Source organism: Nonomuraea guangzhouensis (assembly GCF_019396345.1).
Classification (GTDB): Bacteria; Actinomycetota; Actinomycetes; order Streptosporangiales; family Streptosporangiaceae; genus Nonomuraea; species Nonomuraea guangzhouensis.
This window is the reverse complement of the sequence record NZ_JAHKRM010000001.1, coordinates 40787-67234: the sequence shown is the minus strand read 5'-3', so window position 1 is coordinate 67234 and position 26448 is coordinate 40787. Positions and strand designations below refer to the sequence as shown.

At 69.9% G+C, this 26448-nt stretch carries 24 protein-coding genes; 14 read left to right on the top strand and 10 right to left on the bottom strand.

Annotation, left to right across the window (positions count from 1 at the left end; translation table 11 throughout):
- Window positions 1–412: 412 nt before the first annotated feature.
- Window positions 413–1435, bottom strand: a complete 1023-nt coding sequence (locus KME78_RS00280; RefSeq protein WP_219526648.1) for a suppressor of fused domain protein — start codon at window positions 1433–1435, stop codon at window positions 413–415.
- Window positions 1436–1567: 132 nt separating this feature from the next.
- On the opposite strand from KME78_RS00280, the gene rlmN reads away from it, so the two are divergent.
- Entirely contained in the window at window positions 1568–2668 is a 1101-nt protein-coding gene (gene rlmN / locus KME78_RS00275; RefSeq protein ID WP_219526647.1) for a dual-specificity RNA methyltransferase RlmN, read from the top strand.
- 35 nt (window positions 2669–2703) lie between these two features.
- Here rlmN and KME78_RS00270 read toward each other — a convergent pair whose 3' ends face one another.
- From KME78_RS00270 to KME78_RS00260, 3 genes are all read right to left on the bottom strand, one after another.
- The gene (locus tag KME78_RS00270) at window positions 2704–3405 is read right to left on the bottom strand and encodes an SGNH/GDSL hydrolase family protein (RefSeq protein ID WP_219526646.1); all 702 of its coding nucleotides are present in this window, start codon (window positions 3403–3405) and stop codon (window positions 2704–2706) included.
- 80 nt (window positions 3406–3485) lie between these two features.
- Complete coding sequence (locus KME78_RS00265; RefSeq protein ID WP_219526645.1) at window positions 3486–4157, bottom strand: hypothetical protein; 672 nt, start codon at window positions 4155–4157, stop codon at window positions 3486–3488.
- Entirely contained in the window at window positions 4154–4807 is a 654-nt protein-coding gene (locus tag KME78_RS00260) for an ABC transporter ATP-binding protein (protein ID WP_308126745.1), read from the bottom strand. The genes KME78_RS00265 and KME78_RS00260 overlap by 4 nt, the downstream gene beginning before the upstream one ends.
- 149 nt (window positions 4808–4956) lie before the next feature.
- Here KME78_RS00260 and KME78_RS00255 point away from each other — a divergent pair, with 149 nt between their 5' ends.
- The gene (locus tag KME78_RS00255) at window positions 4957–5505 is read left to right on the top strand and encodes a DivIVA domain-containing protein (RefSeq protein WP_219526643.1); all 549 of its coding nucleotides are present in this window, start codon (window positions 4957–4959) and stop codon (window positions 5503–5505) included.
- A gap of 43 nt (window positions 5506–5548) precedes the next feature.
- Here KME78_RS00255 and KME78_RS00250 read toward each other — a convergent pair whose 3' ends face one another.
- Genes KME78_RS00250 through iolC form a run of 5 tightly spaced genes read right to left on the bottom strand, consistent with a single transcriptional unit; the run spans window position 5549 to window position 10756 of the window.
- Window positions 5549–6202: an HAD-IA family hydrolase gene (locus tag KME78_RS00250; protein ID WP_219526642.1), complete on the bottom strand. Its 654-nt coding sequence runs from the start codon at window positions 6200–6202 to the stop codon at window positions 5549–5551.
- A gap of 39 nt (window positions 6203–6241) precedes the next feature.
- A complete protein-coding gene (gene iolD, locus KME78_RS00245; protein ID WP_219526641.1) occupies window positions 6242–8098 on the bottom strand; it encodes a 3D-(3,5/4)-trihydroxycyclohexane-1,2-dione acylhydrolase (decyclizing) in 1857 nt (618 codons plus the stop codon).
- Window positions 8095–8934 (bottom strand): 5-deoxy-glucuronate isomerase, encoded by an 840-nt coding sequence (gene iolB / locus KME78_RS00240; protein ID WP_219526640.1) that lies wholly within the window; start codon window positions 8932–8934, stop codon window positions 8095–8097. Before iolB ends, iolD begins: the two co-directional genes overlap by 4 nt.
- Complete coding sequence (locus tag KME78_RS00235) at window positions 8931–9836, bottom strand: Cgl0159 family (beta/alpha)8-fold protein (protein WP_246650106.1); 906 nt, start codon at window positions 9834–9836, stop codon at window positions 8931–8933. Before KME78_RS00235 ends, iolB begins: the two co-directional genes overlap by 4 nt.
- Complete coding sequence (gene iolC, locus KME78_RS00230; RefSeq protein WP_219526639.1) at window positions 9833–10756, bottom strand: 5-dehydro-2-deoxygluconokinase; 924 nt, start codon at window positions 10754–10756, stop codon at window positions 9833–9835. Before iolC ends, KME78_RS00235 begins: the two co-directional genes overlap by 4 nt.
- Window positions 10757–11029: 273 nt before the next feature.
- Here iolC and KME78_RS00225 point away from each other — a divergent pair, with 273 nt between their 5' ends.
- From KME78_RS00225 to KME78_RS00185, 9 genes are read left to right on the top strand one after another with little or no spacing between them, the layout of a single operon-like run.
- Window positions 11030–12397, top strand: a complete 1368-nt coding sequence (locus KME78_RS00225; protein WP_246650105.1) for an extracellular solute-binding protein — start codon at window positions 11030–11032, stop codon at window positions 12395–12397.
- Entirely contained in the window at window positions 12372–13298 is a 927-nt protein-coding gene (locus KME78_RS00220) for a carbohydrate ABC transporter permease (RefSeq protein ID WP_219526638.1), read from the top strand. Before KME78_RS00225 ends, KME78_RS00220 begins: the two co-directional genes overlap by 26 nt.
- Window positions 13295–14113 (top strand): carbohydrate ABC transporter permease, encoded by an 819-nt coding sequence (locus tag KME78_RS00215; RefSeq protein WP_219526637.1) that lies wholly within the window; start codon window positions 13295–13297, stop codon window positions 14111–14113. The genes KME78_RS00220 and KME78_RS00215 overlap by 4 nt, the downstream gene beginning before the upstream one ends.
- Window positions 14113–15183: an ABC transporter ATP-binding protein gene (locus KME78_RS00210; protein WP_219526636.1), complete on the top strand. Its 1071-nt coding sequence runs from the start codon at window positions 14113–14115 to the stop codon at window positions 15181–15183. Before KME78_RS00215 ends, KME78_RS00210 begins: the two co-directional genes overlap by 1 nt.
- Window positions 15180–16364, top strand: a complete 1185-nt coding sequence (locus tag KME78_RS00205) for a CehA/McbA family metallohydrolase (protein ID WP_246650104.1) — start codon at window positions 15180–15182, stop codon at window positions 16362–16364. Before KME78_RS00210 ends, KME78_RS00205 begins: the two co-directional genes overlap by 4 nt.
- Window positions 16355–17248 (top strand): TIM barrel protein, encoded by an 894-nt coding sequence (locus tag KME78_RS00200; RefSeq protein ID WP_246650103.1) that lies wholly within the window; start codon window positions 16355–16357, stop codon window positions 17246–17248. The genes KME78_RS00205 and KME78_RS00200 overlap by 10 nt, the downstream gene beginning before the upstream one ends.
- 34 nt (window positions 17249–17282) lie before the next feature.
- Window positions 17283–18371 (top strand): Gfo/Idh/MocA family protein, encoded by a 1089-nt coding sequence (locus KME78_RS00195; RefSeq protein ID WP_219526635.1) that lies wholly within the window; start codon window positions 17283–17285, stop codon window positions 18369–18371.
- On the top strand, window positions 18368–21052 hold the full coding sequence (locus tag KME78_RS66955) for a glycoside hydrolase family 38 N-terminal domain-containing protein (protein WP_219526634.1): 2685 nt from the start codon (window positions 18368–18370) through the stop codon (window positions 21050–21052). The genes KME78_RS00195 and KME78_RS66955 overlap by 4 nt, the downstream gene beginning before the upstream one ends.
- A gap of 37 nt (window positions 21053–21089) precedes the next feature.
- Window positions 21090–21947 carry a hypothetical protein gene (locus tag KME78_RS00185; RefSeq protein ID WP_219526633.1) on the top strand — a complete coding sequence of 286 codons (858 nt, stop codon included), beginning with the start codon at window positions 21090–21092 and terminating at the stop codon, window positions 21945–21947.
- Window positions 21948–22000: 53 nt separating this feature from the next.
- Here the strand turns inward: KME78_RS00185 and KME78_RS00180 are convergent, their stop codons facing one another.
- Complete coding sequence (locus KME78_RS00180) at window positions 22001–22495, bottom strand: Lrp/AsnC family transcriptional regulator (protein WP_219526632.1); 495 nt, start codon at window positions 22493–22495, stop codon at window positions 22001–22003.
- Window positions 22496–22696: 201 nt separating this feature from the next.
- On the opposite strand from KME78_RS00180, the gene KME78_RS00175 reads away from it, so the two are divergent.
- From KME78_RS00175 to KME78_RS00165, 3 genes are read left to right on the top strand one after another with little or no spacing between them, the layout of a single operon-like run.
- Window positions 22697–24130 (top strand): gamma-aminobutyraldehyde dehydrogenase, encoded by a 1434-nt coding sequence (locus KME78_RS00175; protein ID WP_219526631.1) that lies wholly within the window; start codon window positions 22697–22699, stop codon window positions 24128–24130.
- 17 nt (window positions 24131–24147) lie between these two features.
- A complete protein-coding gene (locus KME78_RS00170; RefSeq protein ID WP_219526630.1) occupies window positions 24148–25215 on the top strand; it encodes an ABC transporter ATP-binding protein in 1068 nt (355 codons plus the stop codon).
- Between the two features lie 3 nt (window positions 25216–25218).
- Window positions 25219–26448, top strand: coding sequence for a polyamine ABC transporter substrate-binding protein (locus KME78_RS00165; protein ID WP_219526629.1), 1230 nt, complete (start codon window positions 25219–25221; stop codon window positions 26446–26448).

Below are 26448 nucleotides of genomic sequence, written 5' to 3'. Positions count from 1 at the left end.
CCCGCCGAGCCCCGCTGGTGACGCGAACGCGCCCGCCTGAGACACACGCGCTCGCCCGTTACGCGACCGTGTCCGCCTGGCTCTGGTCCCGTATTCCGCACGTCATCACAACTGACCCATGTTTCCGCACTCCCCGCCACACCTCGGCTGAGGTCCTTCTGGGGAGCAGGAGCGGTGATCGCTGAGGTTCTGTGGGGGAGGGGAGCGGTGATCGCTGGAGGGCCTTTTGGGGAGCGGGAGTGGTGATCGCTGGGGTCCGTCTGCGGAGCGGGAGTGGTGATAGCTGGTGTCCGTTTGCGGAACGGGAGCGGTGATCGCTGGGGTTCTGTCGGGGAGGGGAGCGGTGATCGCTCGGGGCCTTCTGGGGAGCGGAAGCGACGCTGATGACGAAGCGGTACGTCTGGAAACGCGGCTAGTGGCGGTGTTCGTCCATCGCCTCGATGGTGACCGGCTGGAGCCAGAGCCAGCGGACGGGCTCGCCCCCGAAGGCGAATCCTGACAAATCGGGCATGGCGGGTGGGTCGGCCATCATCACCACCCCCGCGTACTGCGGGCCCAGCGGGAACGTGGCCGGCTCGTGATACCACTTGGCCGTGTGCCCGTGCCCCAGCCACGTGACCGAGTGCCACGGATACTGCGACAGCCACACGAGCAGCAGCGCCGCCTCGCGCGGATCCTCGCGGGTCGCCACGGCCAGCTCGATCCGGGCGTAAGCGCCCGGCCGGTCGATCCACTGCTCCACGGTGGGCATCCGCTGGCAGCTCATCCCGACCGTTGACAGCACCGTGAACTCCCGATGCCCGTACGGCGGCCGCTCGGTGATGCCGACGGTCGGCATCCGCTCCCCGCTCGCGTCCCAGTAGCGACCCGCAGGTCCGAGCGCCCGCTCCAGGTGCCCCATGACGAACTGCTGGAACGACGCCCACGACCCATCCCCATGCCGCCACCGCCAGTACGATCTGGCGTTGGCGATACGCGGCCGCAGCCCTTCGAGCGCCTCGGACAGCGCCCAGGCGAATGGCGTCTCGCCGACGGCGTCACGGGCGTAGCCGGGCATGCCCCTGCTCATGTCGGCCCATCCGGGGATGACCGCCAGCAGATCGTCGTCCTCGTACACCGCGACCCCGTCGCCCTCCTCGAACCACAGCGCGGTGAGCTGCCCGAGCGGCCGGCGCCCGGTCGGGTGGGTGGTGTTGGCCCTGGGCATGAGCGGCGGCAGCCCGGAGTTGAGCCGGGCCAGATCGACGACCGGGGGCGCGGGACGGTGGTTGGCCAGCCAGACGGCGCCGTGCACGGCGCCGTCGGGCGAGCACAGGTAAGCTACCGAGGCGTCCTCGTCCCGCTCGACCACGAGCGTCCGGCTGCCATACGGGTTGCCGGCGGTGAGGACGACCTCGGTCTGCCCCTCGCCAGACGCCGACCGGAAAATCGCCATACGAGATGCACTCTAGATCGGCCCCCACCCTCATGCGAGGGCTACCGCCACCGGGAGCTCCCTCATGGAATGTCACTTGGGAGCCGAGCGTTCACTACCCTGGTCGGTAACCACCCAAGCAAAGGCAGAAACGTGTCCCAGCAGCCAGGTCAGCTCACCTTCGTCGCGCCGCGCAGGGCCAAGCCGGCTCGGCACCTGGCGGACCTGTCCATGCCTGACCGGCGTGCCGCGGTGGCCGAGCTCGGCGAGAAGGCGTTCCGCGCCGACCAGCTGTCCCGCCACTACTTCGAGCGCCTGAACGCCGACGTGCACGCGATGACCGACCTGCCCGCGGCGGCCCGTGACAAGCTGTCGGTGCTGCTGCCGTCGCTGCTCACCCCGGTCAAGGAGCTGACCACCGACGGCGGCACGACCCGCAAGACGCTCTGGCGGCTCTTCGACGGCGCGCTGGTCGAGTCGGTGCTCATGCGTTATCCCGACCGGGCGACGATGTGCGTGTCGTCGCAGGCCGGCTGTGGCATGAACTGCCCGTTCTGCGCGACGGGCCAGGCCGGGCTGACCCGCAACATGTCCACCGCCGAGATCGTCGAGCAGGTGGTCTCCGGTGCCCGCGCGCTGGCGGCGGGCGATGTGCCCGGCGGCCCGGGCCGGGTGAACAACGTGGTCTTCATGGGCATGGGCGAGCCGCTGGCCAACTACAAGCAGGTCATCGGGGCCGTGCGCCGCATGGTGGAGCCCGCCCCGCACGGTCTCGGCATCTCGGCGCGCGGTGTCACGGTCTCCACGGTCGGCCTGGTGCCCGCCATCGCCAAGCTGGCCGACGAGGGCCTGCCGGTGACGCTCGCGCTGTCCCTGCACGCGCCCGACGACGAGCTGCGCGACACGCTGGTGCCGATCAACACGCGCTGGAAGGTGTCGGAGGTGCTCGACGCCGCCTGGGCGTACGCGGCCAAGACCAAGCGCCGGGTCTCGATCGAGTACGCGCTGATCAAGGACATCAACGACCAGGAGTGGCGGGCCGACCTGCTCGGCAAGCTCGTACGCAACAAGCTGGTGCACGTCAACCTGATCCCGCTCAACCCGACGCCCGGCTCCAAGTGGACCGCCTCCCGGCCGGAGGACGAGCGGGCGTTCGTGCGCCGGCTCGAATTCCACGGCGTGCCGGTGACCGTCCGCGACACCCGCGGCCGCGAGATCGACGGCGCCTGCGGCCAGCTCGCCGCCACCGAATAGCCGCAAAATAGCCGCCGAGAGGCTGCCGAGTAGCCTCAGGAAGCGCGCACGAACCCCTCGATCAGGTCCGCGATCATCCCGGCGCCCCGGCTGTTCAGGTGGACGGTGTCGGTGGTCAGCAGCAGGCCGCGGCTCTTGGCGATCGAGTCGAAGCCGCGCCCGAGAAAGAAGTGCTGCATCGCGGCCGTAGGCGCCAGCAGGCTGTCCGGCCGGTAGTGGACGCGCGGCGCGTGCTCCGTCTTCTCCAGGTACTCCACCATCTGCTCGTTGAGCGGAAGGTACGTCACGAACTGCTCGGCCGCGACCTTGCGTACGATCTCCCCGAACTCCGAGGTCCGCCGCAGCGCCACGGAGTCGAGGTCCTCCCCGAGCACCGGCGGGGAGATCAGCGCGATCCGTGCCCGGGTCTCGTCCTTGAGCCGGGCGGCGATGGCGGCGAGGTTCGCCGCGTACCCGTCGAGGGTCGGGTCTTCGGTGAGCTTCCACCGGTTGCGTAGCTTCTGGGCGGTCTGCTCGCCCAGCGTGGCGGTGGCGTCGTTGGTGCCGATGAGCACGGTGACCACGTCGGGGTCCTGGTCGACGACCTCGGAGAGCCGGTCGAGCACATGCGCGGAGACGTCGTAGTTGACGCCCGCGTTGAGCACGGTGTCGCCCGTCAGCCGGGACTCCAGCAGCTTCACATAGTTCCCGCTGACCTGACCACGCGTTATGCTGTCGCCTACACAGATCACCTTCATGACGCCTGCTCCTCATAGGTGGGTGAGTGCTCACTAACCTACTGGCTCAAAGCGGCGCGTGTGACGTTCTCCCGGGTTTTTCAGGGCCGGGTACGACGCAGCCAGACGTAGCAGGCCAGGCCGAGCAGGCACCAGAACAGCGAGATGGCCGCGAGTTCCGGCAACTGGGCCGTCAGGTCGGCGGAGTTCGCGGACTTCATCCAGCTGACGAGAGGGATCGTGAGCCAGTACAAGGGCGAGGCGCTGAGCACCAGCATGGCCAGGAAGCCCAGCAGCAGCGCGATGATGGAGATCGCGGGGGAGCGCAGGATCACCCGGCTGGTGAGCGCGCCGAACACGACGCCGGCCAGCGCGGCGATGCCGTACAACGCCAGTACGCCGGCGAACTCCCCTGGCGCCGGGACAGCGCTGACGCCCAGCGCCAGCCCCCAGCCCAGGGCCAGCGCGACCAGCACCAGCGACGTCATGAGCGCCGCCAGCAGGCCCGCGCCCAGCTCGCGCAGCCGGCCGCCCACACTGATCTCCGACAGGGCCCGCTGCTGGTCGGGCTCGGTGTCGAGCAGGCTCCTGCTGGCCCAGGCCAGGATCGGGATCGCCAGCACCGCGGCGTCCGCGAGGACGGCGGTCTCGGCGCCCTTGGGCGCGCGACTGCCATAGGTGATCGCGACCAGCACGAGCAGGAACAGCAGTGCCTGATAGACACGGTGCGACCGGACGTAGGCGGCGACCCGGAAAACGGTCAGCGCGATCATGGCTGCTCCTCAGCGACGATGTCGTGCACCCGGTAGCCCTCGTCACGCATCCTGGCGATGAACGACCGGACCTCGTCCACCGGCAGATCCACCCGTACGGTCGCCCGCTGCCCCACCGTGCCCTCCTTGACCCTGCCGTCCACCACGGTCCAATGCCGGATGGAGGGAAGGTGGCGCAGGCCGCCCTGGTGGTCGCTGACCACCACGATGGCGCCGCCCTCGGAGAGTTCGGTGACGATGGACGGCAGGGCCTCGCGGGTGTCGGCGTCGAGCCCCGCGAACGGCTCGTCCAGGATGAGCAGACCGGGGCCGCACATCAGCGCCTGAGTCAGCCCGACCTTGTGGGCGCTGCCCTTCGATAACTCGCTCAGCCGCAGGCCGAGCAGGTGGGCCATGCCGAGGCGCTCCGCCCAGGGCTCCCAGCGCGCGCCGCCGCGTACGCGGGACATGTGGCGCAGATAGCCGGAGACCGTGAAGGGCTGCTCCATCGGGAAGCGGTCGGGGGCGAAGCCGACCACCGGGGGACGCTCGGTGATCGTGCCCGAAGAGGGCTGGGTGAGCCCGGCCAGCAGGCGGAGCAGCGTGGACTTGCCCGCGCCGTTGACGCCGGCGACCTCGATCACGTCGCCGGGATCGAGGTGCGCGTCCACGTCCTGAATGACGGAAGGGTCACGTCTTCGATAACGGAAAGAGACCTTAGACAATCGCATGGTGCAGAAACGGTATATCTCGGTTCGCATTGTCGGCATAAAGAGCCCCACAATATGAGCAACCCCAGCACACCGCAGAAGGAGTGAGCTTGAACCGCTTTCCACGCGTCATGGGCATGCGTTCAGGCTATGACCCAGTCGAGGTCGACGCCCTGATCGGGCGGATCGAGGCGACTCTGGGCCGGGGGCCGCGCGAATTAGCGCAGGTCACGGCCGACGATGTGCGCGGGGCGACGTTCCGGGCCAAGCGCGGCGGCTATCAGGAGACCGCGGTGGACTTCGCGTTGGAGGCGTTCGTGGTGGCGCTGGAGACGCGGGCCAAGAGTCCCGTACGGCTGGCCATGACCGAGCCGACCGGTGAGATGCTGCGCGAGGAGTGGTTCGAGGCGCAGGCGGCGCGGGTGGAGCGGGTGGCCTTCCGGCCCGGGCGGATGGGCACGGGCTACAACGAGGACGAGATCGACGCTTTCCTGGACCGGATCGTGGCCACGCTGCGCGGCACCACGGACTACCCGGTGACGGCCAAGAACGTCCGCGAGGCGAAGTTCTCGACCGTGCTGCTGCGGGCCGGCTACCTGATCGCGGACGTCGACTCCTTCCTGGCCGGCATCGCCGACGTCCTGGAACAACGAGCCTGACTCAGCGAGCAACGAGCCTGACTCAGCGAGCGGCGCGACCGGCTCAGCGGGCGGCCTTCTCCACGACGGCCAGCAGCCCGTGCAGGTCGGGCAGCACCTCCTGCGGGATCGACGGGTCCTTCGGCCGTTCGGCCTGCCGGTTGATCCAGACCCGGCGGATGCCCAGCCGGTGCGCCGGCTCCATGTCGTGCATGTAGCTCTGCGCCACGTGCACCCACGGGTCGGGCGCGTGCGCCCGCCGGAACCGGTCGAAGTGCGCGTCGGCCGGCTTGTAGGCGCCCACGTCCTCGGAGGTCACCACCGCGTCGAACGGCACCGGCAGCCGCCGCTGCGTCTCGGCGATGAGGTCCCGGTCGCAGTTGGTGAGCAGCGCCAGGTTCCAGCCGGCCGCCCGCAGCGCCGACAGCTCCGCGCCCACCTCGGGAAAGACCGGCCAGTACGGGATCGTGGCGGCCAGCACCGAGACGTCGTCATCGCCCAGCGCCACGCCCTCCTGAGCGCACGCCCGGCGCAGCGACTCCGCCAGCACCTCGCGGTAGCGCAGGCCGGGTGACTCCTTCTGGACCACGGCTTCGTGCCGGATGTAGGCCGCCAGTAGCCGCTCTCCCTTACCGGGAGCCACCAGCTCGGCGCTGGTGGAGATGCCGTGCCGCCAGTCGACGAGTGTGCCGAAACAGTCGAACGTTGCCCATTTCATGCCTCCCATCATGCGGCATGGCGATCTCCGGCCAACCGGTCAACCGGGGGTGATGTGCGGCTTCTGGGCGCTCTTCTCGGACTCGTACGAAGCGCGGAGCGTACCGCCTTCCGGTGCGGCCGAGACCTCGGCGACCGGGACGTCCCACCACGCCTCCGACGACGGGCTGTCCAGCAGGGGGTCGGCACGGACGTAGACGACGGTCGTCTCCTCGGCCGCGCGGGCCGCCTCCAGCGCCTTGCGGAAGTCGGTCAGCGTGTCGGGCCGCAGCACCGTGGCGCCGAGGCTGGCCGCGTTCGCGGCGAGGTCCACCGGCAGGCCGGCGCCGTCGTAGCGGCCGGAGCCCCGGTAGGCGTAGGAGGTGCCGAGCCGTTCGGCGCCGACGCTCTCCGACAGGCGGCCGATCGAGGCGAAGCCGGAGTTGTCCACCAGCACCACGATCAGCTTGACGCCTTCGGCGACGGCTGTGACCAGTTCCTGGGCCATCATCAGGTAGGAGCCGTCGCCCACCATGACGAAGACCTCGCGGTCGGGGACGGCCATCTTGACGCCCAGCCCGCCGGCGATCTCGTAGCCCATGCAGGAGTAGCCGTACTCCACGTGGTAGCTGCCGGGACCGCTCGGCCGCCAGAGCTTGTGCAGGTCGCCGGGCATCGAGCCGGCCGCGCAGATCACCACGCCGTCGTCGCCGGCCGCGGCGTTGACCGCGCCGATCACGGCCGACTGCGGCATCGGCCGGCCGTCCAGCGCGTACGCCTCGTCCACCACCGCGTCCCAGGCGGCCGACAGCTCGGCGGCGCGCGAGCGGTACGACTCCGTGGTGCTCCAGCCCGCGCAGGCCCCGGCCAGCTCGGTCAGGCCCTCACGGGCGTCGGCCACCACCTGGAGCCCCGAGAGCTTGGCCGCGTCGAAGCCGGTGATGTTCAGGTTGACGAACCGCGTCCCGTCCGCGAAGAGCGTGCGGGAGGCCGTGGTGAAGTCGCTGTAGCGGGTGCCGATGCCGATGATCAGATCGGCCTCGCGGGCCAGCGCGTTGGCCGCGGTGGTGCCGGTCGCGCCGACCGCGCCCATCGCGAGCGGGTGCCCGTAGGGCAGCGCGCCCTTGCCCGCCTGCGTTTCGGCGACCGGGATGCCGTACGTCTCCGCGAAGGTCCGCAGCTCGGCCGTGGCCTCGCTGTAGATCACCCCGCCACCGGCGATGATCAGCGGGCGGCTCGCGGACCTGATCAGCTCGGCCGCCCGCGCCAGGGCCGCCCGCTCGGGGCGGGGCCGCGGCACGTGCCAGAGGCGGCGTTCGAACAGCTCCTCCGGCCAGTCGTACGCCTCCGCCTGGACGTCCTGGGGCAGCGCCAGCGTCACCGCGCCCGTGTCGGCCGGGTCGGTGAGCACCCGCATGGCGGCCAGCAGCGCCGACGGGAGCTGTTCGGCCCGGTTGATCCGGTCCCAGTAGCGCGACACCGGCTTGAAGCAGTCGTTGACCGAGATGTCGTAGGAGCGGGGGTCTTCGAGCTCCTGGAGCACCGGATTGGCGACCCGGGTGGAGAACACGTCGCCGGGCAGCAGCAGCACGGGCAGGCGGTTGATCGTCGCACCCGCCGCGCCGGTGATCATGTTGGTCGCGCCGGGCCCGATCGAGGTGGTGCAGGCCAGGGTGGACAGCCGGTTGCTGGCGCGGGCGTAGGCGGCGGCCGTGTGCACCATCGCCTGTTCGTTGCGGCTCAGGCGGTAGGGCAGGTCCTCGGTCGAGGTGGCCAGCGCCTGGCCGAGCCCGGCCACGTTGCCGTGGCCGAAGATGCCGAAGCAGCCGCCGAACAGCCGGTGCTCGACGCCGTCGCGCTCGCTCCACTGCCGGGCCAGGAAGCGCACCACGGCCTGCGCCACGGTCAGGCGGGTCATGAGGTCCTCCCGAACGGCAGTCGCGGGTCGATGTCCTGGCCTGCCCAGGAGGAGCGGATCCAGGCGTGCCGGGGGTCGTCGCAGAACGCCATCGACCGCTCGTCGGCGGGTCCGGCCAGGACGTTCAGGTAGTACAGGTCGTAGCCGGGCGCGGCCATCGACGGGCCGTGGTAGCCGTAGGGCACCAGCACCACGTCACCGGACGAGACCTCGGCCAGCGTGTCGATCTGGCCCCGCTCGGAGCTGTAGACGCGCTGGTAGCCGAGGCCGTCGTCGGCCACCTCGAAGTAGTAGATCTCCTCGAGCACGGCCTCGCCCTCATGGAGGGTGTCGTGCTTGTGCGGCGGATAGGACGACCAGTTGCCGCCCGGCGTGAGCACCTCCACGGCCACGAGCTTGTCGCACTCGAAGACGTCGGGGGCGCAGAAGTTGTTCACCTGTCGGCTGGCCTGGCCCGCGCCGCGGATCTCGATCGGCACCGCCGAGGCCGGGACGTACCGGGGAGCAAGTCGCCGGGTCGCCCGAGCGGACGGGAACGCGATCTGTCCCGACCCCTCCACCGTCACATCCGTAGAAATCGGGATATAGGCGAAATCGGAGGGGCCGGCGAACACCGACGCGCGGCCCGTCAGCTCGAACCGCTCGGCACCACACGTCACCGTGCACGAGCCCGACAGCGGCAGGATCAGCATCTCCTCCTCGCCGGTGGAGAAGGAGACCGGGTCGCCGCCGAGGTGGGCGACGCGCAGCCCCGAGTAGGTCCAACCGGCCAAGGAGGGCGTGATCTCCACCGACCACGGCCCGCTGGCGGCCTTTCCGTACGGAAGGTATGTCATGAGCGCACCTCTCGAACCAGGGCGGCCGCACCGTCCACGGCGCCGGCGACGTCGTCGTCCGGAGGGTAGAGCAGCGCGCGGCCGATGACGAGCCCGCGCACACCCGGCAGGCGCAGCGCGCGGTCCCAGCTCGCGTAGGCCGCGTCGATGTCGGGCGGGTCACCGCCGAGCAGCAGCGCGGGCAGCGTGGTGGCGGCCATGACGCGTTCCATCTCGGCGACCACGGGGATCTTCAGCCAGGTGTAGGCGGAGGTGGTGCCGAGCGCCTGGCAGACGCTGATCGACCTGATGACCGCGTCGGGCGACAGGTCGTTGCGCAGGACGCCCGTCTCCGTGCGCGCCGACCAGAACGGCTCGACCATCGCCAGCAGCCGCCTGCGGGCCAGGTCGCTGACCGCGTGGGCGCACGACTCCAGCGTGGTGACCGTCGCGTGGTCGGCCGGGTCGATGCGGCAGAGCATCTTGCCGCCGTCGAGGCGCATGGCGTCGATGGAGGCCGCGTCGAAACCGGTGAACCGGTCGTCCAGCTCGAACACCGAGCCCTGCAGGCCGCCCCGGTTCATCGAGCCGAAGGCCAGCTTGTCCTCCAGCGCGCCGAGCAGCAGCAGGTCCTCCAGCACGTCGGGGGAGGCCAGGATGCCGTCGACACCGGGCCTGGCCAGCGCCGTCTGGAGCCGGTCGAGCAGGTCGGTGCGGCTGGCCATGGCCAACGGCCGGTCACGGACGGCCAGCGAGCCACGGGCCGGATGGTCTGCCGCGATGATCAGCAGCCGCTCGCCCTCGCCCGGCAGCCCGCGCCGTTGCCGCCGGGCGGCGGCGCGCTCGATCTCCTCCGGCCTGGTGGCCCGGATGTCGGTCAGGTGGGCGTAGCGGGCGGCTCGGGACAGCGTGATGTCGCTCATAGGAGTGCCAGCACCTCGTCAGTCGTGGGCATCGCGTCGGCGCAGGCCAGGCGGGCGGCCACGAAGGCGCCCGCCGCGTTGGCGAAGCGGACCGTACGCTCCAGCGTCCAGCCGCTGAGCAGGCCCAGGCACACGGCGCCGCCGAACGCGTCGCCCGCGCCGATGCCGTTCACCACGTCGATCTTGACCGGCTCCACCACGGCGTACTCGTCCTTGCTGCGGGCCAGCACCCCGTGCGGGCCCATCTTGACGATCGCGACGCGCATCCCGGCGTCGAGCAGCGCCTGCGCGGCCGCCTCCGGGTCGCGGGTGCCGACCGCGTTCTCCACCTCGTCGAGGTTGCCGACGGCGACGTTGGCGTACGGGAGCGCCTGGCGTACCGCCTCCTGGGAGGCTTCGGGCGACTCCCAGAGCATCGGGCGGTGGTCCAGGTCGAACACGGTCCAGCCGGACGTACGCGCGGCCAGCGCGGCGGCGTGCGCGGCTCGGCTCGGCTCCTTGCTCAGACCGGTGCCGGTGAACCAGAACAGCTTCGCCTCGCGGATCGCGGCCAGGTCCAGCGATTCGGCGGTCAGTCGCAGGTCCGGCGGATGCTCGCCCCGGTAGAAGTAGAGCGGGAAGTCGTCAGGCGGGAAGATCTCGCAGAACGTGACAGGCGTCGGGGGACCGTCGACGGTGGCCACGAAGGAGTCGTCCACGCCGAACCCGCGGATCGCCTGCCGGACGAACTCTCCGAAGGGGTCGGCGCCCACCGCGGTGATCACCGCGGCGCGCAGCCCGTGGCGCGCGGCCGCGACCGAGACGTTTGTCGGGCTCCCGCCGAGGAATTTACCGAAGGTCTCGACGTGGGCCAGCCCTACGCCGGTCTGCAGCGGATAGATGTCGACACCGGAGCGGCCGATCGTGATCAGGTCGTACAACGCACCTCCAGAGACGGAGCCTTATTGCCTACTAAGGCATATTGTCATGACATTCGGATGTCCGCTATGTGGGGGATTGTGTGCCAACCGAATCCCCGTTTGAGTGGGTCGCCGGCACCGAGACCTCCTCGTAACAAAGATGCAGCATGTGGACACATGGGCGAAATATCGGCGGACCTTTACGTCATCTGGATGTCATGACATATTGGCCACCGTCGTGCCTTTAGGACGTGTCGGAGGGTTTGCATGGGATTGCGGAATAGGTCGGTTGGCATGGTCGCGGTCCTCGCCGTGTCCACGCTGGGGCTCGCCGCGTGCGGCCAGTCGTCCGGCGGCGACGGAGGGGACACGATCGAGTTAACCATCGCGCAGAACGCCATCGCGGGTGGCAAGAACGCGGCGGCGGCCGACTTCCTCGCCAACTGGGTCGTCCCCAAGTTCGAGGCGGCCGAGAAGGCGAAGGGGAAGGACGTCAAGGTCAAGTTCGTCCCCAGCGGTGTCGACGACGAGCAGTACAAGACCAAGCTCTCCCTCGACCTGAAGTCGGGCAAGGGCGCGGACGTGATCGACATCGACGGCATCTGGGCCGGCGAGTTCGCCGAGGCGGGCTACATCAAGCCGCTGTCCGACGTCGTCGGGGCGAGCGCCGACAGCTGGGACGGCTGGCAGCAGATCCCCGAGTCGGTGCAGGGGCTGGCCACGTTCAACGGCAAGAAGTACGCGCTGCCCGTCGGTACGGACGGCCGGGTGCTCTACTTCAACAAGACGCTCTTCCAGAAGGCGGGCCTGCCGGCCGACTGGCAGCCGAAGAGCTGGCAGGAGATCCTCGACGCCGGCACCAAGCTGAAGTCGTCGGGCGTCCCGGTGCCGATCCAGATCAACGCGGGCACCGCGATGGGCGAGGCCACCTCGATGCAGGGCGTGCTCCCGCTGCTGGCGGGCGCGGGCGGTGAGGTCCAGAAGGACGGCAAGTGGACCGGCGCCTCCCAGCCGCTCAAGGACGCGCTCGGCCTCTACCAGAAGATCTACGGCGGCAGCGGCCTCGGCGACCCCAAGCTCCAGCAGGAGGCCAAGGGCCGCGACAAGTCCTTCCAGCAGTTCGCCGGCGGCAAGATCGGCATCCTGATGGAGGGCGACTACTTCTGGCGCGGCGTCGTCAACCCCCAGACCGGCGTGGCCAAGATGGCCGACCGCGACCAGACCGTGGGCTACGCCATGATCCCGGCTATGGAGCCGGGCAAGGGGCTGCGCGGCCAGGACTTCGTCAGCATGTCGGGCGGCGCGCTGCGTACCGTCAATCCCAACAGCAAGCATCCGAAGGAGGCCTTCGACCTGCTGGCCTTCACGCTCTCGCCGGAAGGGCTGAAGGAGGAGACCAAGAACGGCAACGTGCGCATCACCCCGCGTACGGACGTCAACAAGGAGATCCTCGCCGGGGAGCCGCTGCTGACGTTCATCTCGGAGAAGGTGCTGCCGCTGACGGCCTACCGGCCGCCGGTCGCCGTCTACCCGCAGGTGTCGGCCGCGCTCCAGGAGGCCACGGCCGCCGTCGTCGGGGGCACGGCACCCGACCAGGCCGCCGCCGACTACCAGAAGAAGCTCGAAGGAATCGTCGGTGGCGCAGGCAACATCGCCTCCTGAGGTCGTCGATGACGCGCCCGCCCGCCGCTACAGCTCTGACGCGGCGGGCCTGGGCAGGCTGAGAGCGGGCGCCTTCGTGGCGCCCGCGCTGGCGCTGATCGCGGTGTTCCTGGTCTTCCCCGCGCTCTGGGTCCTCTACCTCGGCCTCACCAACTACCGCCTCACGGGCACCGCCGCCGCCGAGCCCAAGCTCGTCGGCTTCGACAACTTCGTCAAGGCGGTCTCCGATCCCGCGTTCTGGGACTCCACCTGGCTGACCGTCCAGTTCGTGCTCGGGTCGGCCGTCATCGGCCAGGTCGTGCTCGGGTTCACGATCGCCTGGCTGATGCGTGATCGCACCGGGCCGCTCAAGCGGGCCGTCGAGGGCCTGGTCATCCTGGCCTGGATCCTGCCCAGCGCCGTCGTCTCGTTCCTGTGGGTGGCGCTGCTCGACCGCGACGGCGGCACGCTCCAGGCGCTGCTCCACCTGCCGGGCTTCGCGCCGCTGCTCGACCACCCGATGCTGTCGATCGTCGTCTTCAACACCTGGCGCGGCGCCGCGTTCTCGATGATGCTGTACGGCGCCGCGCTCGGGAACGTGCCGCCCTCGCACCTGGAGAGCGCCCGCCTGGCCGGGGCCTCCGGCTGGCAGCAGTTGCGTGACGTGGTGTTCCCCCACATCAGGGGACACATCCTGACGAACCTCCTGCTGATCAGCCTGTGGACGTTCAACGACTTCACCCCGTTCATGCTCACCGCGGGCGGGCCCGACGGTCAGACCGAGGTGCTGGCCGTCCACGTCTACAAGGTCGCGCTGCTGGGCCAGGAGCTGGGCTACGGCGCCGCCGTCTCCACGGTGATCCTGCTGATCAACCTGGTCGTGGCGGTGTTCTACCTGCGCCTGCTCAGGAGTAAGAAATGACGCGGTTCGTGCTGGGCCGGATCGGCTTCTACACGCTGATCGCGGTGCTGCTGGCCTTCTTCACCATCCCCTTGCTGTGGCTGGCCGCCGCGCCGTTCACCTCGGACCCCACCTACGAGGTCCGGGTGCCCGACTTCACCATGGACAACTTCACGGCGATCCTGGAGCACCCGTACGCGCTGCCGTCGCTGGTGAACTCGCTGGTGCTGGCGGTCGGCACGGCCCTGCTCGTGGTGCTGTTCGCGGCGCTGGCCGCGTACGCGCTGAGCCGGGTGCGGCTGCCGGGACGCGACGCGCTGCTCTACGCGCTGCTGCTGCTGTCCTCGATCATCACCGGCACGGCCGCGATGGTGCCGCTGTTCCAGCTGGCCGTCGAGCTGAACCTGATCGACTCGCAGTTCGGGCTGATCCTCATCCTGACCGGTGGCCTGCTGCCCGCGGCGATCTTCATGCTCAAGGACTTCATGGACTCGACGCCGAAGTCGTACGAGGAGTCGGCGCGGGTCTTCGGGGCCTCGCCGCTGCAGATCGTCCGCCACGTGGTCGTTCCCCTGGTACGGCCGGGGCTGGCGACGATCGCGGTGTGGGCCGTGGCCAACGTGTGGGGCAACTTCCTGATGCCGTACCTGCTGCTGAGCGATGTCGAGAAGCAGCCCGCGGCAGTCATCATGTACACGCTGTACACCGAGGGCGGCCAGGCCAACCTCACCCTGCTGTCCACGTTCGGCCTGCTCTATTCGGTCCCTGTGGTGCTCATGTACCTGTTCGTCAGCAAGAAGTACGGCTTCCGCTTCCACGGAGGGATCAAGCGCTGATGGCCGCAATCGAACTGCGAGGACTGACCAAGGTCTATCCCGGGGGAGTCAAAGCGCTCGACTCGCTCGACCTGGCCATCCCCGACGGCGAGTTCTTCGCCCTGCTCGGCCCGTCCGGCTGCGGCAAGACCACGCTGCTGCGCACGATCGCCGGGCTGGAGACCGCCACCGGCGGCGCCGTCGTCATCGGCGACCGCGACGTCACCGGCGTCCAGCCGGGCGGTCGGGACATCGCGATGGTCTTCCAGGACTACGCGCTGTTCCCGCACATGGACGTCACCGACAACATCGCCTACCCGCTGCGCATCAAGAAGGTCGGCAAGGCCGACCGGCAGCGCAAGGCCCTGGAGGTCGGCACCCGGCTGGGCCTGGACCAGCTCATGGACCGGCGCCCCGGCCAGCTGTCCGGCGGCCAGCAGCAGCGGGTCGCGCTGGCCCGCGTCATGGCGACGCAGGCGAAGGCGTTCCTGTTCGACGAGCCGCTGTCGAACCTCGACGCCCGGCTCCGGCTGGAGGCCCGTACGTTCCTGAAGAAACTCCAGCGCGAGCTCGGCGTGACCACCGTCTTCGTCACCCACGACCAGGCCGAGGCCTTGGCCATGGCCGACCGGATGGCCGTCATGGAGGCCGGGCACATCCGCCAGATCGGCACCCCGGCCGAGGTGTTCCAGCGGCCCGCCAACACCTTCGTCGCGGGGTTCATCGGCTCGACGCCGATGAACCTGCTCGACGGGACCGTCCGCGGTGACACGCTGGAGGTGGCCGGGTGCAAGGTGCCGGTCCCCGTCTCGGCCGAGGGCTTGCTGGTCGACGGCGAGCGGATCGTGTACGGCGTGCGGCCCGAGTACAACACCTACTCGGCCGAGCCCGCTGAGGGCTCCCTGGGCGGAAAGGTGGCCATCGTGGAGAACCTGGGCGCGTCCCACCTGGTGACGCTGGAGGTCGGCGACGTGCTCGTCCAAGCGGTCGTGCCCGAGGGCGACGAGCCCGAGCTGGGCGTCGACGGCTTCGCCACGCCCCGCCGCGACCGGGCCCTGGTCTACCGCGACGGCGAGCTGGTGTCGGCATGACCCTGATCCGCGGCCACTGGAGCCTGGACGACCGGCTGGAGCGGATCCTGCGCGAGGTGCCCTTCGAGGTGCCCGGCGGCACGGCCGCGCTGACCGTGCGGCTGAGTTTCGACCGGTCGCAAGGGGTGCTCGATCTCGGGTGCGGCTCGCCCGAGGGGTTCCGGGGCTGGTCGGGCGGCGCGCGCGACGAGTACACGATCACCACCGACTGGGCGACGCCCGGCTACCTGCCCGGCGAGCTGAAGGCGGGGACGTGGCAGGTGTGGCTGCGGCTGCACCGGGTGCCGCCGCAGGGCCTCGACTACACGCTGGAGATCATCACCGAGTCCGCCGTGCCGCCGCGGCCGGTGGTCGAGGAGCCGCCGCACGGGGAACGGCCGCCGCGCCGCGACCTGCCCGGTGTCGACGGCCTGCGCTGGTTCGCCGGCGACTTCCACGCCCACACCGTCCACAGCGACGGCGTGCTGACCGTCCCCGAGCTGGCCGAGCTGGCCAAGGGCCGCGGCCTCGACTTCCTGGTCGTCACCGACCACAACACCGTCAGCCACCACCCATGGCTCGGGGACGACCGCGGCATCGCGCTGCTGCCCGGCCAGGAGGTCACCACCGACCGGGGGCACGCCAACGTGTTCGGCGACGTCGGCTGGGTGGACTTCCGGCAGCCCGCCGACTCCTGGGTCCGGCACGCCGCGCGCGAGGGCGGGCTGATCTCGATCAACCACCCGCTCGGCGGCGACTGCGCCTGGCTCCAGCCGGTGGCCGAACGGCCGCGGATCGCCGAGGTCTGGCACTCCGGCTGGTGGGACCGGCGCTGGGGCGCGCCCCTGGCCTGGGCCGACGCCTGGCACCCGGACCTGGTCGCGATCGGCGCCAGCGACTTCCACCGGATCGGCGACGACGGCCTGCCGGGCGCGCCCACCACCTGGGTCCTGGCCGAGGACACCAGCACGATCTTCGATGCCGTCGCCGCGGGCCGTACCGCGATCTCCGCGGGGCCCGGCGAGCCGCTGCTGCTCCGGCTGGGCGACGAACTGCTCGCGCTCGACGCCGACGGCCTCGTCCTGGTGCGCCCTGGGGGCGATCGCCAGGTCATCCGCGGTGAGCGGGTACGAGTCCCTGTGGGAGAGGGACGGCATCGCCTGGAAACGTATGAGAACGAGGTAATAGCGCTATGCGAGTGATACGAGTCGCCAACGCCCCCGTGAGTTTCGGTGTGTTCGAGCTGGCCGACGCGCCGCCGCCGCTGACCGCCGACCGGATGGTCCGCGCGCTCGCCGACGCCGGCTACGCGGGCATCGACCTGGGACCCATCGGCTACCTGGGCACCGGCGCGGACCTGGTGAAGCGGCTCGACGGGCTGCTGCTCGCCGGCGGCTGGGCCGACCTGCGCTACAGCGACCCCGTGGAGTTCGAGAAGGGGCTGGTCGCGCTGGAGGCGACGCTCGACGTGTTCGCCGCCGCTCCGGCCGCTCCCGAACACCTGGCGCCGCGGCCCACGCTCGGCTGCTCGGGCTCGCCGGCCAGGTTCGCCAGGCCGGGCGGGAACGCTCCGGGGCTGGCCGCCGCCGACTGGCCCGGCTACGCCTCCCGGGTGCAGATCGCGGCCGACCGCTGCCGGGAACGCGGCTTCGAGCCCGCCTTCCACCACCACCTGGGCACGTACGTCGAGACGCCCGAGGACGTCGAACGGCTGCTGGAGCTGACCGACGTGCAGCTCTGCCTCGACACCGGCCACCTGCTGCTGGCCGGCGGCGACCCGGTGACCGCGCTCCGCGACTGGTCGAACCGGGTCGGCCATGTGCACATCAAGGACGGCGACACCGCGATACTCGGCCAGGCCCTCGCCGACGGCGTGGACCTGCGCGAGCTCATGGGCCGCGGCGGGTTCGCCCCGCTGGGCGAGGGCGAGCTGGACCTGCCGGGTGTCGTCCGCGTGCTCGACGAGATCGGCTACCAGGGCTGGGTCATCATCGAGCAGGACACCCTGCCGGGCCGCCGGTCGGTTGAGCGGAACATCGCCGATCAGGCGGCCAACCGCGAGAAGCTGAGAGAGCTGGGACTGTGACCCCCAGACTGACCCCACGCTGGAGGATCGGGCTTTGAAGATCGCGCTTGTCGGGTGCGGTGCCGTCACGCAGGCGGTGTACGTGCCGCTGCTGTCGAGGCGCCGTGACCTGTTCGAGGTGACCGCCGTCTGCGACCTGTCACGGACCGCCGCGGACGCCGTCGGCGACCGGCTGGGGGCGCCGAAGCGCTTCACGGTCGTGGAGGGCATGCTGGCCGAGGGCGGGTTCGACGCCGTGCTCATCCTCGCCTCCGGCTCCCACGGCGAGCCGGTACGCCAGGCGCTGGCCGCGGGCTACGCCGTGCTCTGCGAGAAGCCGCTCGCGCTGACCAGGGCCGAGGTCGAGGCGCTGCCCGAAGGGCGGCTGATGGTCGGCTACATGAAGCAGTACGACCCGGCCGTGCGCCGGGCCGAGGAGCTGCTGGCCGAGCTGGGCGGTCCGGCCGCGATCCGGTCGGTCGAGGTGACCGTGCTGCACCCGAGCGCCGGGTCCCAGCTGGCCTTCGCGAACCTGACGGCGGGCCGTGACGTGGACCCCGAGCTGCTGGCCTCGCTGCGTGCGGCGGAGGACGCGCTGGTCTCCCGGGCGCTCGGGGACTCGGCTCCCGACTCGGTCCGGGCCCTCTACGGGGTGGCCCTCGGCTCGATATGCCACGATTTGTCGCTCTTGAGGCGCTTTACCGGGTCGCCTGCCGATATTTCGGCAGTTGAGACGTGGGGGCCGGGTCCGGGGTCCATCGAGGTCTCCGGGACGCTGCCCGTCAGCGGGCGGTTCTCGATCCGGTGGCACTACCTGGAGGACTACACGGCCTACCGGGAGACCGTGGCCATCCACCACGACAAGGGCTCGCTGGAGCTGGTCTTCCCCTCTCCCTACCTGATGAACGCGCCCACGACGCTGACCGTGGTCTCGGGGGTCGCCGGTGCGGAGAGCCGGACCGAATGGCGGGACGTGACCGAGGCGTTCGAGGTGCAGCTGGCCGCCTTCCACGCCTACGTCAACGAGGGCGAGCCGCCGCTCACCGCCGCGGCCGGTGGGCTGGCCGACATCGTCACGGCCCAGAGCATCGCCGCCTGCTTCGCCGTACAGCATGACCTGCCGATCGGAGGGGAAGCCGCGTGAGCGCCGAAATCGTCGTCGTCCCGCACACGCACTGGGACCGGGAGTGGTACGAGCCCTTCCAGCGGTTCCGGCTGCGGCTGGTGGCGCTGCTCGACGAAGTGCTCGACACGATGGAGCGCGAGCCCGACTACCACTTCACTCTCGACGGTCAGCTGGCCTGCGTCGACGACTACCTGGAGGTCCGGCCGGAGAACCGCGACCGCATCGCCGCCCTGGTGGAGTCCGGGCGGCTGGCGGTCGGGCCGTGGCAGATCCTGCTCGACGAGTTCCTGTGCTCGGGCGAGAACATCGTGCGCAACCTCGAACTGGGCATGAACCGGGCCGACAAGCTCGGTGGGGCCATGGCGGTGGGCTACCTGCCTGACATGTTCGGGCACACGGCGCAGATGCCGCAGATTCTGCGGCGGGCCGGGCTGCTGCACGCCTGCGTCTATCGCGGGGTGCCGTCGTCCGTGGTGACCGACGCCTTCGCCTGGGTCGCGCCTGACGGCACGGCTCTGCGGACGCAGTACCTGCCCGCCGGTGGATATGGCAACGGGGCGCACCTGTTCGAGGATCCGGCGCAGTTGCCGGAGCGGGCCGCCGAGTTCATCCAGCGGATGCGGGAGTGGCACGGGCCCGAGGGCGCGCTGCTGGCGATGTACGGGACCGACCATTCGGCTCCCGTACGCGGGCTGCCCGGCATGGTGGCCGACATCGGCGCCCGCATGGACACTTTGACCGGCTATATCGGGGCTTATTCGGGTTCTGTGGAGGGGCTGCCCCGGGTCTCCGGGGAGCTGCGCTCACACGCCCGCGCGAACATCCTGCCCGGCGTCATCTCCGTACGCGCCCACGTCAAGCAGGCCATGGGCCGGGCCGAGCGGATGGTCGAGCGCTACGCCGAGCCGCTGGCCACGCTGTGGGGCGGCGACTGGCCCGGCCGGTTCCTCGACATGGCGTGGTGGCGCCTGGTGGACGCCAGCGGGCACGACTCGGTGACCGGCTGCGGCGTCGACGACACGGCCCAGCAGGTCGCCGCGCGCATCGCCGAGGCCGAGCAGCTCGGGCAGGCCGTACGCGACATGGTGACCGCCAGGCTGTCCGCCGCCGTACCGTCGGACGGGGTGCTCGTCGTCAACCCGACACCCGCCGCCCGGCGCGGCGTCGTGCTGGTGGACGTGGCGGGCCGGGACCCGCTGGTGGACCCTGACGGCGCGCCGGTGCCCGCGCAGACTCTGGAGTACGCGCCCACGCTGCTGCTGGACGCCGAGATGGACCCGGCCACCGCGCTGACCTTCATCCACGGCACGGAGCTGTATGGTCAGCACATCACCGGCTGGTCGGTGGACGACGGCACGCTGACGTTCACGGTGGCGCGCGAGTCCGCGGTGGCCTTCAACGTGGCGCAGGTACGTGGGGCGCTGGACGGGGTGACCCGGGTACGCATCGTCGCCGAGCCCCGCCGCACGGTGGCCGCGCTCGTCGAGACGCCGCCCCTGGGACACACGAGCGTCCGCCCGGCGCCGTACGACCCGTCGGCGTCGTCCGTGAGTGCGCCGGTCGCCGGGGTGCGGGCCGAGGAGCGGGCGCTCGACAACGGGCTGCTGCGGGTCGAGGTGGCGGCGGACGGGACACTGACGCTGACCGGCGCCGACGGCACCACCCTCACGGGCGCGGGCCGCATCGTGGACGGCGGCGACGTGGGCGACACCTACAACTACGCGCCCCCGGCCGATGACCGGATCGTGTCGGACCCGGAGTCGGTCGAGCTGACGCCGGTCTACTCGGGGCCGCTGCTGGCCGCCTTCGACGTCCGCCGCACCTACCGCTGGCCCGCCGCGGGCCAGGGCATCGAGGGCACCCCGGAGATCCCGGCCGCGGCCAGGACCGGGACGACCGAGGAGATCGTCGTCGACACGCGGGTCGAACTGCGGGCCGGCGAGCCGTACGTCAGACTGCACGTCTCGTTCGACAACCGCTGCTCCGACCACCGGGTACGCCTGCACGTACCGCTGCCCGCGCGGGCGGCGGCCTCGTACGCGGAGGGCCAGTTCGCGGTCGTCACCCGCGGCCTGACCGCGGAGCCGGGCTGTGGCGAGGAGCCGCTGCCCACGTTCCCGGCCTCCGGGTGGGTGGCCGCCGGCGGGGTCGCGGCGCTGCTGGAGCACGTCACCGAGTACGAGCTGGTCGACGGCGGCGCGGAGCTCGCCCTCACCCTGCTGCGCTCGGTCGGCTACCTCTCACGCAACCTGCACGCCATGCGCCCCGAGCCGGCGGGCCCCCAGCTGCCGACCCCGGCCGCCCAGTCACGCGGCCTGCGCACGGTTAGCCTGGCGCTCATGCCGTACAGCGGCTCGTGGGAGGCGGTGCCGCCGGCGGCCGAGACGTTCCGGCACGACCTCCTCGCGGTCCCCGGCACCGGCGACCCGTCACTCACCCTGCCCCCGGCGGCCCCCGGTCTGTCGGTGACGGGCGACGGCGTGGTCATGACCTCGCTCAGGGTCCGCGACGGCCGGCACGAACTCCGGGTCGTGGCTTTGTCGGACAGCTCCGCGGAGGCGGTCATCTCCGGCTCGTTCACCCAGGCCCGCCACGCCGACCTCCGAGGCCGCCCAGGCGACCCGCTGCCTGTCTCCTCCGGAACTGTCCGCCTTGCACTGCGCCCTTGGGAGATCGCCACCGTTCAATTGGCCAACTAACAGTAATGTAACGATCGCAGAGAGTAATATCTCGGCCATGATCACCCCATTGCATGAGGGGCTGGTCGGGATCACTACTCTCGACCCTGGACACACGGCGCACATGTTGCGCGCCCTGTTTGCCCTTCCGATACCCGTCGAGTCCGAGGCCTCCCGGGTCTGTAGCGACTTGTCGGAGGCTGTGCCTGCCCCCTTTCGGGCGGACGCGGCGCTGCTGTACGGCGATGAGCCCAGCACCAAGCTGGGCGTCATCGTCGAGGTTCAACTGAGCGACGACAAGGAGAAGCACTGGTCGTGGCTCTCCTACATCGCCAGCCTCCGCGCCCGTGACGAGTGTCCCGTGTGCCTGGTCGTCATCTGTCCCGACCGGGCTACGGCCCGCTGGGCCTCGCGTCCCATAGAGACGGGTCACCCTGGCCTGACCCTGACCCCGCTGGTGGTCGGCCCCGACAACACCAAGGCCATCACGGACGTCGCGGAGGCCGTCGGCAACATCGGTCTCGCGGCGGTTTCGGCGATCACCCAGAGCAATCATCCAGAGATAGCGGAGATCCTCGCCGCGCTTACGGAGGCTTTGGACAGCCTCGATACGGGCGTGGCGCGACGCTACGCTGAATATGTCACCGTGGCGCTGAAAGGCAACGCGCAGAAGGAAATGGAGCGACTCATGGCCACAGAGACCTACCGCTACCAGGGGGAGTACGCCCAAAGTCTGCGGGCCGAGGGGCGCGCCGAGGGCGAGGTTAAGTTGCTGCTCATTTTCCTCGAGTCGCGAGGGATAGCGCTGTCCGATGGTGACCGTAAGCGCATCACGACCTGCGGTGACGTCGCACGCCTCGAGCTGTGGGCGGAGCGAGCAGCTCTGGTCTCCACGGTGGAGGAACTCTTTGCCTGACCCGCAGGCGAACGATGACTCGAGGCGGACCTACGGGCCCGCCTTGAGTCAGCTCAGCGTGTCCCCCACGAATAAGTCTGCTTGCGTAGCTTCAGGTATACGAACGACTCGGTGGCCCGCACCGCCGGAATGGCCCGGATCTTGCTGAGGATCTCCAGCAGGTGGCCGTCACCCTCGCAGACCACCTCGACGATGACGTCGAAGGACCCGGCCGTCAGGACGACGTAGTCGATCTCGTCGATGGCCGCCAGTTCGTCCGCGATCGAATCCAGATCGCCCTCGCAGTTCACCCCGATCATCGCCTGGCGCGGGAAGCCGAGCGTGAGCGGGTCCGTGACGGCGACGATCTGCATCACCCCGGCGTCCTGCAGGCGTTGCACGCGCTGCCTGACCGCCGCTTCCGAGAGGCCGACGGCCTTGCCGATCGCCGCGTACGGCATGCGCCCGTCGCCCTGGAGCTGCTCGATGATCTGCTTGGAGAGATCGTCGAGCGCGAACGGCGCGGGGGAGGCGTCATTGCTGCGGCGTACGCGGGGCGGCGTGGACATCGTGTGGGGGCCTCCTAGCGGTCCGGCGTTGCGGGCGCATTCCCGCTGCGTTGCCGTCCTGGTGCGACATGGTGTCAGTTATTGGGCCTCTGTCAAGCGATTTCGTAGCAATTTGATATATTCACCACGAAATCCCTTGTCGTGATGCATGTGCTCTGTAAGAGTCTCGGCATCTCAGCCACCTCACGAGGAGGTCATACCTTGACCACCCGTCTGCAGAACTTCATCAACGGTGAGTTCGTGGACGCCAAGAGCGGCCGATTCTCCGATGTCATCGACCCGTGCACGGGCGAGGCCTATCTGCAGGCCCCGATCTCGGGCACCGAGGACGTCGACAACGCCTTCGCCGCCGCGGCCGCCGCGTTCGAGTCATGGGGACAGACCACCCCGGGGGAGCGGGCGAACCTGCTGCTCAAGGTCGCCGACGCCATCGACGCCCGGGCCAACGAGATCAACGAGGCGGAGTGCCTGAACACCGGCAAGCCGCGTGCTCGCATGGCCGAGGACGAGACCCCGGTAGCGTCCGACCACTTCCGCTTCTTCGCCGGCGCGGCCCGTACGCTGGAGGGCCCGACGTCGGGTGAGTTCCTCGCCGAGCACACCAGCGTCATCAGGCACGAGCCGATCGGCGTGATCGGGCAGGTCACGCCGTGGAACTACCCGATGATGATGGCGGTCTGGAAGATCGCCCCCGCGCTGGCCGCGGGCAACACGATCGTGCTCAAGCCGTCCGACACCACCCCGGCCTCCACGCTCAAGCTGGCCGAGATCCTCGGTTCGGTGCTGCCCGCCGGGGTCTTCAACGTGGTGACGGGTGACCGGGACACCGGCGCGCTCGTCGTGGGCCATCCGACCGCGGCCATGGTCGCCATCACCGGTTCCGTCGGCGCGGGCATGGCGGTGGCCAAGACCGCCGCCGAGGACGTGAAGCGGGTTCACCTGGAGCTCGGCGGCAAGGCGCCCGTCGTGGTCTTCGAGGATGTCAAGGACCTGCGCAAGGCCGCCGGCGACATCGCCACCGCGGGCCTCTACAACGCGGGCCAGGACTGTACGGCCGCGTGCCGCGTGCTGGTCCACGAGAGCGTGCACGACGAGTTCGTCGCCGCTCTCACCGAGGCCGCCGCGGGCACCGTGACCGGTGACCTGTCCAACGACGAGGCGCTGTACGGCCCGCTCAACAACGAGACCCAGCTGGCCAGGGTGCAGGGCTTCATCGAGCGCGTCCCGGCGCACGCCAAGGTGCTCACCGGCGGTAGCCGGGTCGGGGAGAAGGGCTACTTCTTCGCCCCCACCATCGTCGACGGGCTCAAGCAGGACGACGAGATGGTGCAGAACGAGGTGTTCGGCCCGGTCATCACCGTCCAGACGTTCTCCGACGAGGCCGACGCGCTGTCCAAGGCCAACGACGTCAGGTACGGCCTGAGCGGCTCCGTCTGGACGTCCGACCACGGCCGCGCCATGCGCATGTCCAACAGGCTGGACTTCGGTGTGGTCTGGGTGAACACGCACATCCCGTTCGTGTCGGAGATGCCACACGGCGGCTTCAAGCACTCGGGGTACGGCAAGGACCTTTCGGTGTTCGGTCTGCATGACTACACCCGGGTCAAGCACGTCATGCACTACATCGGCGACTAAGAGGACAGTGCCTGGACATGGCCGAGCTGAACGCGATCGAACTAGATGACGTCGTCAAGGAGTACCTCTCACACGGCGAGGTCGTCCAGGCCGTCAAGGGCATCACGCTGGGCATCGCCGAGGGGGAGTTCTTCTCCCTCCTCGGCCCGTCCGGGTGCGGCAAGACCACGACCATGCGGATGATCGCCGGGTTCGAGGACCCGTCGCGCGGCGTGGTCAGGCTGCACGGCAGCGACGTGACGGACGTCCCGCCGAACAAGCGGGACGTGAACATGGTTTTCCAGTCCTACGCGCTGTTCCCGCACATGAGCGTGTGGGACAACGTGGCCTTCGGGCTCAAGCAGCGCAAGGTCCCGCAGCAGGAGATCCGGCAGCGCGTGGGCGAGATGCTGGAGATCGTCGATCTCACCGGCCGGGAGAAGCGCCGGCCGCGCGAGATGTCCGGCGGCCAGCAGCAGCGGGTGGCGCTGGCCCGCGCCCTGGTCAACAAGCCGCGGGCACTTCTGCTCGACGAGCCGCTCGGCGCGCTCGACCTCAAGCTCCGTCAGGCCATGCAGATCGAGCTCAAGCGCATCCAGCGCGAGGTCGGCATCACGTTCGTGTACGTGACGCACGACCAGGGCGAGGCGCTCACCATGAGCGACCGGATCGCGGTCATGAACGACGGCCTGGTCGAGCAGCTGGGCGGGCCGCGCGAGATCTACGAGCGGCCCGCGACGACCTTCGTGGCCGGGTTCATCGGCACCTCCAACCTGCTCGCGGGCACGGCGACCGGCGGCGTGCTGCCCGTCGGCGGCGGCCGGGTGCTGGTGCCGGAGCAGGACGGCCAGGTCAGCGTGACCGTCCGGCCGGAGAAGATCACCATCTCGACGGAGAAGCCCAACGGCGACGTGAGCGTCGTGCCGGGCACCGTGGCCGAGGTGGTCTACCTGGGGACTTACACGAGTTATGCCGTGAGCCTCGCGGATGGCGCGGAGATCACGGTGTTTCAGCAGAACGCGCTCGACTCGACGACCACCGCAGAGCGGGGCGACCCCGTCTGGTTGTCGTGGCGGGCGCAGCACTCTTATGCGATTGGAAGTTGAGCCATGAACCACTCGCTCAACCCGGCCCTTCTGCGGGGCATGACTCAGGCCCGCACGCGTCGAGACGCCTTCAGGATCGCCGGTCTGTCCGCCGCCGGCCTCGCCCTCGCCGCCTGCGGCGTGCAGGGCAAGAAGGCGGAGGCGCCCAAGACCGACGCCGTCAAGGACTACTGGGCCAAGCAGACCAAGCACGGCCGCGTGGTCTTCGCCAACTGGCCCGAGTACATGCCCGAGGACCAGGAGCCGCTGAAGAAGTTCCAGCAGGCCACCGGCATCTCGTACCAGTACAAAGAGGTCATCAACGAGAACGCCGAGTTCTTCGGCAAGCTCGACCCCGTGCTGCGGGCGGGACAGTCGTCCGGCTACGACATCGTCGTGATGACCAACGGCATCCAGCTCCAGCACATGATCGAGCTGGGTTACGCCACGCCGCTCGATCACTCGAAGATGCCGAACTTCCTGGCCAACGCCGGTGACAAGTACAAGGAACGCAGCTACGACCCCGGCAACGTCTACACGATGCCGTACACGTCGGGCGTGACCGGGATCGCCTACAACACCAAGTACGTCGAGGACGACATCAAGAGCATCGGCTCGCTCTTCGACTCGAAGTACAAGGGCCGCGTCGGCATGATGAACGACGCCCAGGAGATCGCCAACTTCGGCATGTTCGCCCTGGGCCTCGACCCGGAGAAGTCGACCGAGGCCGACTGGAAGCAGGCCGGGGAGAAGCTCAAGGCCCAGCGCGACGCCGGAATCGTCCGGAAATATTACGACCAGAGCTATATCGATGCCGTGTCCAAGGGCGACGTCTGGATCACCATGGCCTGGTCGGGCGACGTCTTCCAGCGGCAGCTCGCCGGTGAGCCGGTCAAGTTCGTCGTGCCCGAGGAGGGCGGCACGATCTGGACCGACAACATGCTCATCCCCAAGAACGCCGCCAACCCGGTCGACGCGATCACGCTCATGGACTACCTCTACCAGCCGGCCGTAGCCGCCGAGCTGGACGAGTTCATCCAATACGTCACGCCGGTGCCGGCCGTACAGGATCTGCTGCGCGAGAAGGCCACGAAGGCGACGGGCGAGGGGAAGCAGTCGCTGGAGCAGATGGTCGAGAGCCCGCTGATGTTCCCGTCGGAGGCCGAGTACGCCAAGCTGCGTACCTACGTCAAGCTGAGCACGGCGCAGGAGCAGGTCTTCAACCCGATCTTCCAGTCGATCACGCAGGCGTAG

What these genes read in the sequence shown, in the direction of transcription:
- KME78_RS00280 (WP_219526648.1), bottom strand. Translation starts at nt 1,435, where the DNA reads ATGGCGATTTTCCGGTCGGCGTCTGGCGAGGGGCAGACCGAGGTCGTC.
- KME78_RS00270 (WP_219526646.1), bottom strand. Translation starts at nt 3,405, where the DNA reads ATGAAGGTGATCTGTGTAGGCGACAGCATAACGCGTGGTCAGGTCAGC.
- KME78_RS00265 (WP_219526645.1), bottom strand. Translation starts at nt 4,157, where the DNA reads ATGATCGCGCTGACCGTTTTCCGGGTCGCCGCCTACGTCCGGTCGCAC.
- KME78_RS00250 (WP_219526642.1), bottom strand. Translation starts at nt 6,202, where the DNA reads ATGAAATGGGCAACGTTCGACTGTTTCGGCACACTCGTCGACTGGCGG.
- iolD (WP_219526641.1), bottom strand. Translation starts at nt 8,098, where the DNA reads ATGACCCGCCTGACCGTGGCGCAGGCCGTGGTGCGCTTCCTGGCCCGG.
- iolB (WP_219526640.1), bottom strand. Translation starts at nt 8,934, where the DNA reads ATGACATACCTTCCGTACGGAAAGGCCGCCAGCGGGCCGTGGTCGGTG.
- KME78_RS00235 (WP_246650106.1), bottom strand. Translation starts at nt 9,836, where the DNA reads ATGAGCGACATCACGCTGTCCCGAGCCGCCCGCTACGCCCACCTGACC.
- KME78_RS00225 (WP_246650105.1), top strand. Translation starts at nt 11,030, where the DNA reads ATGGTCGCGGTCCTCGCCGTGTCCACGCTGGGGCTCGCCGCGTGCGGC.
- KME78_RS00215 (WP_219526637.1), top strand. Translation starts at nt 13,295, where the DNA reads ATGACGCGGTTCGTGCTGGGCCGGATCGGCTTCTACACGCTGATCGCG.
- KME78_RS00210 (WP_219526636.1), top strand. Translation starts at nt 14,113, where the DNA reads ATGGCCGCAATCGAACTGCGAGGACTGACCAAGGTCTATCCCGGGGGA.
- KME78_RS00205 (WP_246650104.1), top strand. Translation starts at nt 15,180, where the DNA reads ATGACCCTGATCCGCGGCCACTGGAGCCTGGACGACCGGCTGGAGCGG.
- KME78_RS00200 (WP_246650103.1), top strand. Translation starts at nt 16,355, where the DNA reads ATGCGAGTGATACGAGTCGCCAACGCCCCCGTGAGTTTCGGTGTGTTC.
- KME78_RS00185 (WP_219526633.1), top strand. Translation starts at nt 21,090, where the DNA reads ATGATCACCCCATTGCATGAGGGGCTGGTCGGGATCACTACTCTCGAC.
- KME78_RS00180 (WP_219526632.1), bottom strand. Translation starts at nt 22,495, where the DNA reads ATGTCCACGCCGCCCCGCGTACGCCGCAGCAATGACGCCTCCCCCGCG.
- KME78_RS00170 (WP_219526630.1), top strand. Translation starts at nt 24,148, where the DNA reads ATGGCCGAGCTGAACGCGATCGAACTAGATGACGTCGTCAAGGAGTAC.
- KME78_RS00165 (WP_219526629.1), top strand. Translation starts at nt 25,219, where the DNA reads ATGAACCACTCGCTCAACCCGGCCCTTCTGCGGGGCATGACTCAGGCC.